16 protein-coding genes are annotated in these 15,715 nt (G+C 33.3%); 9 read left to right on the top strand and 7 right to left on the bottom strand.

Features of this window, described 5'->3' with window-relative positions; all coding sequences use genetic code 11:
• Positions 1 to 9: 9 nt before the first annotated feature.
• The 7 genes from J3U18_RS05650 to J3U18_RS05620 all read left to right on the top strand — a co-directional run bounded on the left by J3U18_RS05650 (position 10) and on the right by J3U18_RS05620 (position 5,193).
• Positions 10 to 306, top strand: coding sequence for a DUF6694 family lipoprotein (locus tag J3U18_RS05650; RefSeq protein WP_220225993.1), 297 nt, complete (start codon positions 10 to 12; stop codon positions 304 to 306).
• Between the two features lie 199 nt (positions 307 to 505).
• Complete coding sequence (locus tag J3U18_RS05645) at positions 506 to 1,357, top strand: MurR/RpiR family transcriptional regulator (protein WP_065734047.1); 852 nt, start codon at positions 506 to 508, stop codon at positions 1,355 to 1,357.
• Positions 1,358 to 1,554: 197 nt separating this feature from the next.
• Complete coding sequence (locus J3U18_RS05640) at positions 1,555 to 1,986, top strand: PTS sugar transporter subunit IIA (protein WP_267353191.1); 432 nt, start codon at positions 1,555 to 1,557, stop codon at positions 1,984 to 1,986.
• A gap of 11 nt (positions 1,987 to 1,997) precedes the next feature.
• The gene (locus tag J3U18_RS05635) at positions 1,998 to 2,471 is read left to right on the top strand and encodes a PTS system mannose/fructose/N-acetylgalactosamine-transporter subunit IIB (protein WP_065734046.1); all 474 of its coding nucleotides are present in this window, start codon (positions 1,998 to 2,000) and stop codon (positions 2,469 to 2,471) included.
• A 45-nt stretch (positions 2,472 to 2,516) separates the two neighbouring features.
• Positions 2,517 to 3,308, top strand: a complete 792-nt coding sequence (locus J3U18_RS05630) for a PTS mannose/fructose/sorbose/N-acetylgalactosamine transporter subunit IIC (RefSeq protein WP_065563529.1) — start codon at positions 2,517 to 2,519, stop codon at positions 3,306 to 3,308.
• Positions 3,305 to 4,120 (top strand): PTS system mannose/fructose/sorbose family transporter subunit IID, encoded by an 816-nt coding sequence (locus J3U18_RS05625; RefSeq protein WP_065563530.1) that lies wholly within the window; start codon positions 3,305 to 3,307, stop codon positions 4,118 to 4,120. The genes J3U18_RS05630 and J3U18_RS05625 overlap by 4 nt, the downstream gene beginning before the upstream one ends.
• Positions 4,121 to 4,134: 14 nt before the next feature.
• Positions 4,135 to 5,193: a tyrosine-protein phosphatase gene (locus J3U18_RS05620; RefSeq protein ID WP_267353190.1), complete on the top strand. Its 1,059-nt coding sequence runs from the start codon at positions 4,135 to 4,137 to the stop codon at positions 5,191 to 5,193.
• A gap of 478 nt (positions 5,194 to 5,671) precedes the next feature.
• Here J3U18_RS05620 and truC read toward each other — a convergent pair whose 3' ends face one another.
• The 5 genes from truC to uvrA all read right to left on the bottom strand — a co-directional run bounded on the left by truC (position 5,672) and on the right by uvrA (position 11,533).
• A complete protein-coding gene (truC, locus tag J3U18_RS05615; RefSeq protein WP_267353189.1) occupies positions 5,672 to 6,382 on the bottom strand; it encodes a tRNA pseudouridine(65) synthase TruC in 711 nt (236 codons plus the stop codon).
• Positions 6,383 to 6,398: 16 nt separating this feature from the next.
• Positions 6,399 to 7,220: a pyridoxal phosphatase gene (locus tag J3U18_RS05610; RefSeq protein WP_267353188.1), complete on the bottom strand. Its 822-nt coding sequence runs from the start codon at positions 7,218 to 7,220 to the stop codon at positions 6,399 to 6,401.
• A 73-nt stretch (positions 7,221 to 7,293) separates the two neighbouring features.
• Complete coding sequence (gene recR / locus J3U18_RS05605) at positions 7,294 to 7,899, bottom strand: recombination mediator RecR (RefSeq protein ID WP_267353187.1); 606 nt, start codon at positions 7,897 to 7,899, stop codon at positions 7,294 to 7,296.
• 156 nt (positions 7,900 to 8,055) lie between these two features.
• Positions 8,056 to 8,655 carry a glycerol-3-phosphate 1-O-acyltransferase PlsY gene (plsY, locus tag J3U18_RS05600; RefSeq protein ID WP_141673967.1) on the bottom strand — a complete coding sequence of 200 codons (600 nt, stop codon included), beginning with the start codon at positions 8,653 to 8,655 and terminating at the stop codon, positions 8,056 to 8,058.
• 43 nt (positions 8,656 to 8,698) lie between these two features.
• Complete coding sequence (gene uvrA / locus J3U18_RS05595) at positions 8,699 to 11,533, bottom strand: excinuclease ABC subunit UvrA (protein WP_141673968.1); 2,835 nt, start codon at positions 11,531 to 11,533, stop codon at positions 8,699 to 8,701.
• Between the two features lie 315 nt (positions 11,534 to 11,848).
• On the opposite strand from uvrA, the gene J3U18_RS05590 reads away from it, so the two are divergent.
• Positions 11,849 to 12,586, top strand: coding sequence for a cyclase family protein (locus J3U18_RS05590; protein WP_065734039.1), 738 nt, complete (start codon positions 11,849 to 11,851; stop codon positions 12,584 to 12,586).
• Between the two features lie 87 nt (positions 12,587 to 12,673).
• Here the strand turns inward: J3U18_RS05590 and J3U18_RS05585 are convergent, their stop codons facing one another.
• Entirely contained in the window at positions 12,674 to 13,612 is a 939-nt protein-coding gene (locus tag J3U18_RS05585) for a sugar kinase (RefSeq protein ID WP_065563538.1), read from the bottom strand.
• A 27-nt stretch (positions 13,613 to 13,639) separates the two neighbouring features.
• Complete coding sequence (locus tag J3U18_RS05580) at positions 13,640 to 14,110, bottom strand: YhcH/YjgK/YiaL family protein (RefSeq protein WP_267353186.1); 471 nt, start codon at positions 14,108 to 14,110, stop codon at positions 13,640 to 13,642.
• Between the two features lie 202 nt (positions 14,111 to 14,312).
• Between J3U18_RS05580 and J3U18_RS05575 the strand changes: the two genes are divergently transcribed.
• The gene (locus tag J3U18_RS05575; protein ID WP_267353185.1) at positions 14,313 to 15,062 is read left to right on the top strand and encodes a glycosyltransferase family 25 protein; all 750 of its coding nucleotides are present in this window, start codon (positions 14,313 to 14,315) and stop codon (positions 15,060 to 15,062) included.
• Positions 15,063 to 15,715 lie beyond the last annotated feature (653 nt).

The raw sequence follows: 15,715 nt of genomic DNA, 5'->3' as shown, positions 1-15,715 counted from the left end.
GGAAAGGAAATGTTCAAGAAATTACTAGCTGTATCATTATTAAGTTTTGTCCTAGTTGGTTGTGGTGACGATGGACCTAAAATTGATTTATCTACTCAAGAAACTTATGCAACTTCTATTCAAAAAGCTACTGAAAAATTAAGTGACTCTGATAAGCTTGCTTTTGGACGAGCAGTAACTAAAGTAGCTTCTACTGCTGCACTTAACCCAGCTAATGCTGGCGATCAAAATAAAATCTTTACTGAAATGAAAAATAAACTTGATGGAAAAACAGCAAAAGAAATTATCAGTGAATTTGATAAATAATTTTCTTTTATTACACTAAAAACCCGCTTTTGCGGGTTTTTTTATGGAAAAGTTTAATATTATTGAATCTTTTTTATTATTGATAGCAACTAATAGGATTATGTGAAGTAAATTTGATTAATAAATTATAAAATTATTTTTAATTTCTAAGACGAATTTTATATACTTGCTTCACTAAAATAGTTTTTTGAGGTGTGCAATGATTGAACTAAAACTCAGAGAAGTAAAAAAAGACTTATCAACTAAGGAGTTAAAAGTATCCGAATATATTATTGCAAATACTCAAGCGCTAAAAAATATGAGTATACAAACCTTAGCAAAACACAATCATGTTAGCACAACGACTATTTTACGACTTTGTAACAAATTAGGTTATAAAGGTTTTAGTGATTTTAAGGTCGATCTTATCGGCTCAATTCCTCAAAAGCTTAGTACTGAAATTCTTCAAGATGATATTAATTTGAATGACTCTCTTGAGGAAGTAAATAGCAAAGTTCAAGCTATGGAAAAATCCTCTATAGACGAAACTCATTCCATTGTTAATACTCATGCATTAAACAGTGCCATCGAATTAATAATCAAAAGTAACAAAATTGTGATATTTGGCGTTGGAAGCAGTGGCTTGGTTGGTAAAGAGTTTGAATATCAACTAATTAAAATCAAGAAAGATGTAAATTGTCATTTTGATGCTCATATTTCACGTAGTTTGATCAGCACGTTAGACAAGAATGATCTTGTTATTATTATTTCGCATTCTGGTGAAACACCTGAATGTGTAGATTTACTTAAACTTGCTGGTCAATCATCAGTCCCTTCTATTGCTATTACTAAAATGGGACAAAGTCAAATTTCATCATTAGCCTCTTTTGTCTTACATACGACATCTATGGAACACGCTTCTAGATTGATTCCTGTTCGTTCCAAAATTTCACAAATATCAGTCATTAATATGTTGTTAACTAACTTATTTATTCGTAAATATGATGAAAGGTTACTACAGCAAACTCAAAATCGTGAAAAACGAAAATATCCTCGATATACCCAGAAGTAATAACAAATTTACCAATCAAATAATCTCATCAAGTTGAAAAGTCATTAACTTAAACTTTTCCTTTAATAAATTTGATCTTGTTCACAAAATTATAAAAATTTCTTAAAAAATGGATGACTATTTTTAAATGTAGATGTAACTTTATTACTAAATATACTTAAATATTTAGTAATAAAGTTACAAACAAGGAAATTTTTATGTCTAATCCTTTACCTATCATTTTAGCAAGTCATGGCCCTTTTGCTCAGGGTGCACTTGAATGTGCACAGATGCTTATGGGAGAGCAAGAAAGTATCCACATTATTTCAGTTTTAGTTGATAACAATATCAATAATTTACGACAAGAAATGCAAAGTAGTTATAAAAAACTTAATCAAGGCAATGGAGTAATTATTTTGGTTGATATTATGGGAGGAACTCCCTGCAATCTTGCTAGCGAATTACTGATATCCCATGACGATGTTTTACTATTTTGTGGTTTTAATATTCCCGTACTACTTGAAGTTTTAAACAATCGAGAAGGAACATTGAACGATGCCAAACAAGCTATTGAAGAAGCATTTCCTCAAAGCTGTAAAGACGTTAGACAACTGCTAAATATTAAAAATGAAGAAGTTAATGAATTGTAAGGAGAACACCAATGCCAATTAATGTAGCACGAATCGATGACCGATTAATTCATGGACAAGTTATTACAACTTGGGTGAAAAACTATGATATCGAGCAAGTATTAGTCATCAACGATAAAGTTGCTGATGACAAAGTTCAACAATCAGTATTAACCATGTCTGCACCGCCAGGATTAAAGGTTTTGATCTTTGGAGTACAGCAATTTATCGAAATCTTAAAAAAGACACCTATCAAAAAAAGAACAATGTTACTGTTCACCAATAGTATTGACGTTGACGCATTAGTGGAAGGTGGATTGTCACTGGAAAAACTCAATGTAGGTGGAATGCGAATGCAAGATGGTCGTCATCAATTATCAAGAGCGGTGTCTGTCACACCAGAAGAAGAACAAGCGTTTAGAAATCTCATTGCAAAAAATGTTGAAGTTGAAATTCAGATGGTGCCTAAAGATCCCATTGTCGATCTAAAAACCCTACTCAGCTAACACTATTTATTAAAACATTTATTTCTATAATTTGGAGGTTAACTCATGTTAACACAAGCTATTCTTGTCGCCATTTGGGCGGGAATTTGTTCACTCGATGATGTCGGGCCACAAATGTTACGTCGGCCTTTATTAACCGGTACTGTAGCAGGCATCATCATGGGTGATATGGTTCAAGGATTAGCCATTGGTGCAACACTTGAACTTATGTGGATGGGCGTTGGAAATGTTGGAGCTTACTCAGCGCCAGATATTGTTGCTGGTGCAATTATTGGCGTTTCATTAGGTATTTCAACTGGCGGTGGCGTTGCCACTGGAGTTGCATTAGCCCTACCCGTTTCAATACTTTGCCAACAATTACTTATTCTATGGCGTTCATTTGCTTGTTTCTTAAATCCATGGGCTGAAAAAAGCATACAAAATGGAGATTATAAAGGACTAGTTAAAGTACATTATTTTTCAACACCTATATGGTTTTTAATTAGAGCTGTTCCATGCTTTTTAGCAATTTATTTTGGCAGTGATCTGATTAAAACAATTTTAGACGCTATTCCAAAGAATATAATTGATGGTATGGGTGTCGCTTCAAAATTAATCCCAGCAGTAGGTATTTGTATTTTATTGTTGATGTTATTAAAAGGCTCAATGTGGTTCTTCTTTTTACTCGGATTTGTTTTAACTAGTTACCTAAAACTACCAATCATACCAGTTACCTTTGTTGCACTTGCCTTTGCTGTCTTATATGACATGGCATTCACCGCGGGCAAAAACAATAATCAAAATAATCAAGAAAAACCTATGCAAAATGACAGTATTGAAGAGGAATATGACCTATGAACAATGAAAAGAAAATTACTAAAAAAGATCTTAATAGTGTCTTTTGGAAAATACAAACAATCCCTTTTTCATTCAACTATGAAAAATTACAAACGATTGGATTTGCTCACTGTATGATTCCAATTCTAGACCGTCTTTATAAGGACGCCGATAAAGAAACTCGCGTTAGAGCAATGCAACGCCATTTTGAGTTTTTCAATACGCAAGTTAATGCCGGAGCATTAGTTCTTGGCGTTACAGCTGCTGTCGAAGAGAAAACAACGGAAGAAGAAAAAGATGCGGTCATTTCGTTAAAAGCTGGATTAATGGGCCCGTTTGCAGGTTTGGGTGATAGTCTACTGAAATTTACTTGGATGCCGATATGTGGAAGTATTGGTGCAGCTTTTGCGTTACAAGGTAATATCATTGGACCCATATTAATGTTTTTCATCTATAATTTAGTCAACATTTTTACAAAATATTTCTTTGTTCATTATGGATATAACAAAGGAATTGATCTTATAGAGCAATCTAAAAATTCAAATATTATTCAGCGAATTAGTAACGTTGCTAATGTCGTTGGCGTAATGGTGCTAGGATCGTTAATAGCCTCAACAGTAAAAGTATCAACACCTTATTTAATTGAAGTTGGTGAGCAATCAATAAAAGTTCAAGAAATGTTTGATAAGGTAATGCCAAATTTATTAACGCTTCTTTTTACCTTAGCTGTTTTTTTCTTAGTTAGGAAATTTCAAGGTAAATATACAGTATCGCTCATTATTGCTGTAATGGTAATTGGAGTCGTTCTTTCATCAGTCGGCATATTACACTAGGTAGGAAGAAAGTTATGTTAGAAAAAAATAATGAAATATCAGTAATTAGGAATAAGCAAGGAAAATTAGAAGTTACTTTTAATAGTGATAAGCCTGCAGATTTATATTGGACAACCGAAGCTGATGTAAACACTAATAATAAAACACTAATTGGAAATGCATTAAAATCCCCAGTAATATTTGATGATCCATTAAACGCTAAAAGCCGAATCTATCTCATATTACAAATAAATGGCCAAAAACCATTTTTATTTGGAGAACGAACATTACCAATCAATGGACTAAATAATTTCCGTGATTTTGGTGGTTATGTCGGTGCGAAAGGAAAACGTATAAAATGGGGAATGTTGTATCGCTCTAATCATCTTCATGGCCTAAAACCTGATGCACAACAATATATAAAGGCATTGAATATAAAAACAATCATTGATTATCGTTGTGAAAATGAGGTTAAAACAAGCCCGAATTGTTCAATTGGTGAAAGACAAACTTTTAATTTTGATGCCTCTGCTCAAACAGCAGAATTAGCTGCACAATTTGCAGCTGATCCAAGCAATGAAGATCGGGCATTAATTGAAAGTGTTCTTCGTGATATTCCAAAGGAGTTAGTTAATGGTGACGGTATACAAGTACTTGAGCAATATCGTAACTTTGTACTAAGTGAAAAATCTAAAAAAGCCTATCGAGAAATGTTAAGAGTAATTTTAGATTCAAATAACAGCCCTAGCCTTCAACACTGTCGAGGCGGTAAAGATCGGACGGGTTATGGTGTATTGTTAATTCAAGTTATGTTAGGTGTATCTGAATCAGATATTATATATGATTATATGCTAACACATGATAATCGATTGGAACGCAATAAAATAAAAATGGCTGCTTATCGAGAAATCACTGATAATGAAGACGTTTTGGGTTATCTACTAAGTTTAATTGATACCCGAGAAATCTTTATTAATGAGGTTTTCGATACTATGAGAAAAATTGCAGGCTCACCTAGCAATTACATTAAGCAAGAACTTGGTTTTACCGATGAAGATTTCGAAAAAATGGCATCTATTTATCTCGAAGCTTAATCATTCAGTTAATAATTTAAAAGCGTCATTGTAAAATTGCGCTTTTTTCAATTTAAACAAATTATTGAAATTAATTGTAGAAACTTGAAGCATAAATAAAAAGTGATGAAAAACTTTAAAATGAGCTTTCTACTTTTTCCACTGTTCAACTAAATCTAATTAATCTAAGTATAATTTTCGAAAGCACAAGAAAATCAATAATCACCACTTATCAAAAGATGTCAGATGTATTTCCATGCTGAAGTGAAATTGAATTTATATTCAATAATGAAGAAAAATTTTAAAAAACTGATGATTATAAGGCTATGAATCCATTACTATATTTGATTAAATTCTTAATCTAATGCTTTTAATTATTTTTTGAAGCATTAATTGAGACAAAGAATATACCCATCATTAATAATGCATAACGCTGTAATGTTTATCATGCTAAATGACAAAAACTAATATTGTTAGAAGACATTTAACCCAAATAAACTTATTTAAAATTTTGTAATATCGTTAACCAATCATCACTTAATTTTGCATGAATAGTAATAGGGGTAGATGTAATGGGATGAATCATTTTAACAGTACTAGCATGTAACATCAGGCGCTTAATATCAAAATATTGACTAAAAGCTCGATTTTGATGAAGATCACCATGTTTACTATCACCTATGATAGGGTGAAAAATATGTTTAAGATGACGACGTAATTGGTGCTTTCTTCCTGTTTGTGGCTTTAATTCAACAAAGCTATATCTTGCCGTTTTATATTTACCCACTTCAATAGGCAACTCTATTTTACTCAAACCTTTATAAAAAGTTATAGCATCTTGGGCCGGCTTATCTTTACGAGTAAACTTATCAGCGATTTTATCCAACTCTTCAACTAAGGGATAATCAATGATTGCTTCATCATCAACATAACCACGTACAATAGCATGGTAAACTTTTTCTATTTGTTTGGATGCAAATTGTTCAGACAATAATCTTGCAATCTCACTAGATAAAGCAAAAATTAATACACCTGATGTTGGTCGATCAAGACGATGGATGGGATAAACATGCTGTCCGATTTGATCGCGCAACGTTTGCATGACAACGACAGTTTCATTTTTATCAAGCCAGCTTCGGTGTACTAACCACCCTTCTGGCTTGTTGATTGCGATTAAATCATTATCTTGATAAAGAACTTCAAAGACCATCTTAAAATTAATATTTCTAATTTAAAAATATTTTTTCAAGTTCAGCGGCAATACTTGGGCTGTTATTATCGCCAATTGAATAATTGGCTTTTTCTTTGACTTCTTTATCCGCATTACCCATTGCTATGCCTAATCCTGCTATGGATAACATACTGATATCATTGTAACTATCACCAAAAGCTACAATTTCACTTAATTTGATATTTTCATGTTCAGCCCAATGCTTTAATCCGTTTCCTTTAGTATTCCCTTTTACCGCTACATCAGCACGATTTGACCATGACCATTCACAAGAAAACTCACCGAGCGCATCAACCTCATTTGAAAATTGTTTTAATGCTGAAATATCATGACTACTGGTCGCAAATTTGAAAATCAAATTTGCTTGATCAATCAGTTTCTCGAAGTCATCAACTTTTTTAACTTCTGGTTGTAGAAATTCAGGTAAAGACTTCACCCATTGAAAGAAACCTTCTAAATGATCATCAAGAACTTCATAATTCATAAACTGATCAGTATAAATCATAGTATGAATACCATATTGGTTAACTAAATTTAACAATGTCTTTGCTTGTTGTTTAGTCATTGGTTTTGCAGCAAAGTTTTGCTGCTTTTCGAAATCGTATAAATAGGTCCCATTACAGCAAATCGCAGGTGTAGATAATTTTAGTTGGTAGTAATAAGGGTGAATAACGGTATGATGACGACCTGATACCAAAATGACTTTAATTCCTTTATCACTAATTCTTTGTATCATATCTACTGTTTCAGGAAGGATTAAACGATTACTACCAAGTAACGTTCCATCCATATCAAATGCGACTGCTTTATATTTCATAAGCTCTCTCTTCCTATTTTTTCTTAATACATATTAACCGTTAACAACCTAGTTGTTCATAAATCGCAAAAAGCTAAAAATCTATCTTTTGTCGACCAACAAAGGAATGTGACAATGTTGTACCATCAACCATTTCAAGCTCTCCACCCACTGGTACACCGTGCGCAATTCGAGTCGCAACGATATTAAATTCATTACACATCTGGGCGATATAATTGGCTGTAGCATCACCTTCAACCGTTGGATTGGTAGCTAAAATAACTTCACTAATTGATTCTGAACTTAACCTAATTTTTAAAAGGTCGAGACCAATATCACTCGGGCCAATACCATCAAGTGGTGACAGATGCCCCAGTAAAACGAAATAACGACCACTATACTGCCCTGTTTGCTCAATAGCAAAAATATCTGCTGGAGATTCAACCACACAGAGTTGATTGCTACTTTGTCGACGGATATTCGCGCAGATATTGCAGATCTCCTGTTCAGTAAAGGTTCGACATTGTTTGCAATGACCAATATTATTCATAGCTTCATTTAACTCTTCAGCCAAATGGAGACCTGCTTGGCGATTACGTTGTAATAGATGATAAGCCATTCGTTGTGCTGATTTTGGACCAACCCCAGGTAAGCAGCGAAGTGCGCTAATAAGTGATTCTAGTAACGGACTGATTTGCATGAATTAACCACATAATTAAAAGATGAATAATAATACCTTGTTTGAATTGTCTGTAAAACAAAAAATATTCTATTACTTTAATTTAAAAATAATTAATCTTTCATATATCACTAATAACGATTAGTAACTGAAAATTAAGCTTAGTTGTGTTTTAGATTATTTTTTACTGCGACGATAAAAGCTTTTGGGCTCTTCGCCTTTTAATAGGCGCATTATGTTGCTACTATGGCGAATAATGATTAAGCATGAAAGCATTGTAACAGGTAATGTCAATTCTGGTTTAAATAACCAAACATATAAAGGTGCAAAAAGAAAACCGACTATTGCCGCGACAGAAGAATAACCCGTTGTAATTAATGTAAAAAACCAAGTCAACAAAAAGCAACCTGTAAAATCAAGTCCAATCGGCGCCATCATTCCTAACGCAGTTGCAACACCTTTTCCACCACGAAAATGAAAAAAGCATGGAAAAATGTGTCCAAGACAAGCCGAAATACCAATAATACCTAAAAAGAAAGGTGATATTCCTAGTCGATAAGCAATATAGACCGGAATAGCACCTTTTAACATATCAAAGATTAATACAAAAACAGCAGGTAATCGCCCATTAATCCTTAATACATTTGTCGCACCAGGGTTATGAGAACCATATAAAGAAGGGTTATGTAACTTCATCAAATGGCAAATTATCATAGCACCTGAAAGTGAACCACAGAGATAAGCAATAATGATCATTAGTATAATCTGTAATGACAAAACCCTTCTCCTATGGTTAACTTTATTTATATAACAATACTTACTACTTTTGCTTTTCCAGTAATGGTTTTAAGTATTTACCAGTATAAGATTTTTTCGATTTAGCAACGTCTTCTGGTGTTCCTTCGGCGATGATTTCTCCACCGCCACTACCCCCTTCTGGACCTAAATCGACAATCCAATCGGCAGTTTTGACAACATCTAAATTATGTTCGATAACTACAATAGTATTGCCTTTATCTCTCAATGAGTGTAGTTGAGCAAGCAATTGTTTTACATCCGCAAAATGTAAGCCCGTAGTTGGTTCATCTAGGATATAAAGTGTGCTACCAGTATCTCGCTTAGATAACTCTTTTGCAAGTTTTACTCGTTGCGCTTCACCTCCAGATAATGTTGTTGCTGATTGACCAATGGTAATATAAGCAAGACCAACATCAATTAAAGTCTGTAATTTGCGTGAAATCATCGGTACCGCGTCAAAAAATTCTCGACCTTCTTCAACAGTCATGTTGAGGATTTCATTAATCGACTTACCTTTGTATTTGATTTCTAATGTTTCTCGATTATATCGTGCGCCATGACACTGATCACAAGGTACATAGATATCAGGTAAAAAATGCATTTCAACTTTAATTAAACCATCACCTTGGCAAGCTTCACAACGTCCACCTTTAACATTAAAGCTAAAACGTCCAGGATTATAGCCTCTTGCCCTTGCTTCTGGTACCCCTGCATAAAGCTCACGAATTGATGTAAAAAAGCCAGTATAAGTTGCTGGATTAGATCGTGGTGTCCGTCCTATCGGGCTCTGATCTATCGCAATAACTTTATCAAAAAAGTTTAATCCTTTAATTGATTTGAATGGTGCAATTTCGGTTTTTTCAGCGCCATTTAATTCGTTTTGAGCTAATGGATATAAGGTGTCATTGATTAATGTTGATTTACCTGATCCAGAGACGCCAGTAATACAAGTAAATAGCCCTACAGGAATGTTTAATGTGACATCTTTAAGATTATTTCCTGTCGCGCCAATCAATGATAACATTTTTTTCTTATCAACTTTATGACGTTTAGCTGGGATCTCAATTTTCTCTTTTCCAGAAAGATATTTACCAGTCAAAGAGTTCTTACTTGCCATAATCTGTTTTGGCGTACCTTGAGCAACAACTTCACCACCATGGACACCAGCGCCTGGTCCAATATCAATCACATAATCAGCAGCCATTATCGCTTCTTCATCGTGTTCAACAACAATGACGGTATTACCTAAATCGCGTAAGTGAGTTAATGTATCAATCAAGCGACTATTATCACGCTGGTGCAAACCAATGGATGGTTCATCAAGAACATACATAACACCAACAAGCCCCGCACCAATCTGACTAGCCAGTCGAATTCGTTGTGCTTCCCCACCGGATAAGGTTTCAGCCGAACGTGACAGGGTTAAATAATTCAAACCAACATTAATTAAAAATTGCAGACGATCATTAATTTCTTTTAAAATCTTTTCGGCTATCTGCGCTCGTTGTCCAGTTAAATTAAGCTTATCAAAAAAATCTTTGGCTTGTTGTGTGCTTAAATCACTAATTGTTGGTAAATTAGTATCATTAATAAACACATGACGCGCAGTTCTACATAATCGTGAACCGCCACAACACGGGCAAGGACGATTACTGATATATTTAGCTAACTCTTCACGTATAGTTTGTGAATCAGTTTCTTTATAACGACGACTAAGGTTATTGATGATCCCTTCAAAAGGGTGATTACGTTTAACGACATCACCACGATCATTGGTATAAACGAACTGTATTTCTTCATCACCAGAGCCATTTAATAAAATATCTTTTACTTTGTCAGATAATTTTTCATATGGCTTATCAATGTCAAATTTATAATGGTTTGCTAACGATTTTAACATTTGAAAATAGTAGAAATTACGTCTATCCCATCCTTTGATCGCTCCGGCAGCTAAAGAAACTTCAGGCATCTGAACAATACGCTTTGGATCAAAATATTGTTGTACACCTAAACCGTCACATTCCGGACATGCACCAGCAGGATTATTGAATGAGAATAATCGCGGCTCAAGTTCAGGAATGCTATAACCACATATAGGACAAGCAAAATTGGCAGAAAATAGATGCTCTTCTGCTTTCGGATCATCTAAATTCGCGACTTTGACAATACCATTAGTTATGGAAAGCACAGTTTCGATTGATTCGGCTAAACGTAATTTCAAATCATCTCGAATTCGGAAACGGTCAACAACGACTTCAATTGTGTGTTTTTTCTGAAGCTCAAGTATTGGTGGATCTGAAAGGTCATAAACATCACCATCAACTCGAACTCGAATATAACCACTTGCTGCAAGTTGTTCAAACAATTTAACGAACTCACCTTTACGTTCAGTGACAACTGGCGCAAGCAACATATAGCGGTTTTCAGATGGCAGAGCCATAATACTATCAACCATTTGCGACACAGTTTGCGCAGCTAAGGGTAAATTATGATTTGGACAGCGTGGCTCACCGATTCGAGCAAATAAAAGTCGCAAATAGTCATAAATCTCAGTGATTGTTCCCACTGTTGAGCGAGGATTATGCGATGTTGATTTTTGCTCAATCGAAATGGCAGGAGATAATCCTTCAATATGATCGACGTCAGGCTTTTCCATTAGTGATAAAAATTGACGAGCATAAGCTGATAATGACTCAACATATCGCCTTTGGCCTTCAGCATATAAGGTATCAAATGCTAATGATGATTTACCAGAGCCGGAAAGACCGGTGATAACAACCAATTTATCTCTTGGTATAACTACATTTATATTTTTTAAATTGTGTGTTCTTGCACCACGAATATCGATATCTTTAATTGACATAGATCTCTTCTTATGTGTGTTTTTAGATAAATAAAATTAACTGTATATTATACCAGTATCAAGTGATTAAATATACAACTATATAGCTCAATAGGGTCTATTAGCAGAAATTCAATAATATAAGCCAAAATTGTCAATTAAATAGCACAAATTAAGCATTTTTACCCCTCAAAAACCCCGTTCCTCAACTTTTTTTCAAAATAGATTAGAACTAAAAGTTATATTTCTATAACTCTAAATTATTGGTTTCTTGAATTTAATCATCTTACAATAAATCATTGATACACTTTTTTGATATAAGGAATAATTTTGAATAACGACGTTTTACAAGCATTAAATTTATTAAAATCGAAAAAATGGATAGATTTGACTCATGCATTTGATCACAATTCGCCCCATTTTTTTATGTTTAAACCGGCTGAAATAAAAACACTATTTGACCACGGTGATGGCTTTTTAGCGCAAAATTTTAGTTTTGCTGGTCAATATGGTACTCATTTAGATGCGCCAATTCATTTTGTTCCTAATACTCGTTATTTGCATGAACTTGAATTACAGGAATTAGCATTACCTCTAATCGTAATTGACCAATCTATACGAGCAAAAGAAGATCCCAATTTTTCTTTTTCTAAAGATGACGTATTAGCTTTTGAAAAGCAACATGGGCAAATTGAAGCGGGTAGTTTTGTTGCACTGAGAACAGACTGGAGTAAGAAATGGCCATCACAATCTGCAATGGAAAATAAAGATGAGGATGGAAACAATCAAATTCCTGGCTGGGGACTTGATGCATTAAAATTTTTATTTGAAGAACGAAAGATTAAAGCGATTGGCCACGAAACTTTTGATACCGATTCAGCGAAAGCATTTCGAGAAAATAATGCACTAAAAGGCGAATACTATGTTTTAGAGCAAGATACTTATCAAGTAGAATTAATGACAAATTTAGATCAATTGCCAACCAAAGGCGCGGTTATCTTTAATATTGTAGCCAAACCAAATAACGCTTCGGGTTTTCCAGTACGCTCTTTTGCAATACTACCGTAATCTATTTTGCCTAAAAATCGATATTAAATATTTTTAGAGCCAAATTATTCTGGTATAAAAAACGGTCATTACTGACCGTTTTATTTACTAACCTTCAATTAGTTTTGGCGTAGCATCCAAAGGAATAATAGCACCTCGATACTGAATCACGGTACCGGCAACTAGGTGACCTTGACTTGCTGATTGTGATGGATTTTTGCCACTTAAACGTGCAGCTAAATAACCCGCACTAAATGAATCCCCAGCTGCCGTGGTATCAATAACATCTTCTTTAGCGATTTTATTTGCTGGAACGTCAAAACGCCCTTCCACAGAATCAATAATACAACTATCGCTACCACGTTTAATGACCACTTCAGAAACACCAAACTTTTTAGTTCGTTCAATTACTTGTTCGTACGGTAACTTGCCCCATAATAAGTCTTCATCATCTAAAGTTAAAAACGCAATATCAGTAAATGATAAAATATCAGAATAGACACTTCGAGCTAAATCCAAGCTACTCCATAAACGTGGTCTAAAGTTATTATCAAAAATCACTTTACCACCATTGGCTTTAACTTGTTTTAATAGATCTAATAATTTGATAATACTTTCCGCATCTAAAATTGCAATACTGATACCACTTAGATAGACATAATCGTATTTAGCAATTTGCTCAGCAATTTTTGCTGTTTCAGCTGTTTTTAACCAAAATTTAGCAGCTGCATCATTACGCCAATAATAGAAAGAACGCTCACCCTGTTCATCAGTCACAATAGAATAAAGTCCTGGCATTTTATCAGACATTCTTTGTACCAAATCAGTTGAAATATGCTCTTTTTGCCAGCTATCAAGCATCTCTTGACTGAAAGGATCAGTTCCTAAACCAGTCACATAATGAATCGAAAAATCTTTATTTTTTAATAAACGAGATAAATAAACCGACGTGTTAAGAGTATCTCCCCCAAAGCTACGGGTTGTTGAATCTTGTTTTATTGAAAGTTCAATCATACATTCGCCAATAACAGCGATTTTTGTTGTCATAGTGCTACCTAAAATCCTTACTTCTATTTATAAATAATCTAATGCGATTTTTACCACAACTTTACGAACCGTTGCAATCTTATTATCGACAGCACAAAGCGGTTTATGTACTTCATTAGGTAAAAATACAATAAAATCGTGTTTCTGTAATACTAACATAGTTTCTTCGTTAGGTGTTTTGATAAAAGCGATATCATTTTCTGCTATTTTATCTTCTAATACTTGTGTATGAGGAGGTAGAGTGGAAACAGCCATTCCTTCTTGACCATCTAAAACAATTTGCACATCAATATATTTTTTATGGTACTCAGGATTCGCTTCGTGAATATATCTTAATGAATTGTCAGAAACCATAAAAAACATATTATCGCTGTCAATATCATAACGACCAGCTGGTGTATTGCTATTAACGTTGTCTTTTACATATTCAATTGATTGTTTAATCTTGGTAGGCAAATAAGGAATTAAATCCAAATGATTAACATTACCTAAAATCATACTTAACGGTCCTTAATTTCTCAAATGAGGTAATAACTTAAATTAGCTTTATCCGCTTTTATCAATAGCGAAGAAACCTATATAAAAAGAAGTATATACTTAAGTTAGTCATTTTTGTAGATCATTTAGCAATAAGTTTTTAAAGGTTTTTATGTTGTAATTGACATGCTATACTTCAAAAAAATCATAAAAAACTGAAAAAATGAAAACATTTGTAATAAATTTAGAAAGAGAACCCCAAAAAAAACAATATATACAACAAGAGTGTCAAAGATTAAAGCTTGATTTTGAAATTTATAATGCAGTCGATGGAAGTAAACTGACAGAATCATTCATTAAAAATAATGTTCTTGATTATCCAAATAATTTTTTAACTAAAGGTGAGATTGGCTGTGCACTTAGCCATTTTAATATCTATAAAAAAATTGTTGATGAAAATCTACCTTATGCTTTGATTCTTGAAGATGATTCAGTCCTATCTAACAATCTTCCTGATTTTTTAAACAGCTTTGAAACGAAAAATACCAAAAAAGGCATTTTTTTATTAACCGCCGACTTCCATTATCTGATTAATAAAAAATATAAATTAGATAATTTCGAACTTGTTGAAATTACTCGCGCCGTGAGAGCCAACGGTTATATCATTACTAATGACGCTGCAAAAAAACTAATAAAATTCTTATTTCCTATTCGTTATGAAGCGGATATGTTCAAAGTTTTTAAATTATGTGCCAATATTAAATTGTATGCTACTTTACCGGCGTTAATAACAAGTAATGATGTATGTTCACTAAACTCATCAATCCATAATGAGCGAATACACCAAATCAAACAACGTTCAGAGTACAGAAAAAAATTATTTAAAAAAGACAAAAAGCAAAGACGGATCGCACTATGGTTTTGGAAGCACTTTATCAATCGTTTTGAAAAAACCAAATATTATATCGATTAAAGTAAGCATCACTTTTCTGTTATTTTTGATTTATATAAGATTCATGAAAAGATATTTTTCTTAATTAATACAATTAAGGTATTTATTTTTATTAATCGAATACGCTCAACCAATGAATACCAAGTTTTTAAGTTTATATCATAAGCCTTAAAACAATTATTATGAAATACCAATGATATAAAAAAACCTTGATAAACAAGGCTTAAGATAAAAAGATTATATGGTATTTGTTGCAATTATTCCCACTCAATAGTGTTAATAAGTATCATGTCATTTAAATTCATATAGTTATAACTTGCAAATATTGATATTACCGTTATAAATACCGTCATTAATATTTTATTCGCTTTTATTGCGATCCACTTCCCACAATTTCACTTCAAGTCACACTCCAGAAAAATATTAGTTTATGATGAATAAAACTAACTAATCTTTCATAACATGATCACAATAAACTATACAAAAACAATTTACATACTAACCGATCCAGACACCGATTCAATTTACGATTGCGACAATGATTCGTATTTGATTTTTCCGTCATGCGATATACACAATGATTGGTGGTGTTTTTATAAAAACGGTAGATTAAACAAAGTCGGAATTTTTAAATCGTATCAAGATGCCGTAGAGCATGTTAAGTTGAGGATTGA

It is taken from the genome of Gilliamella sp. B3482, assembly GCF_026536805.1.
Lineage (GTDB): Bacteria > Pseudomonadota > Gammaproteobacteria > Enterobacterales > Orbaceae > Gilliamella > Gilliamella apicola_E.
Note: the sequence above shows the minus strand (reverse complement) of the source record. Positions and strands in the feature narration are given on the sequence as shown.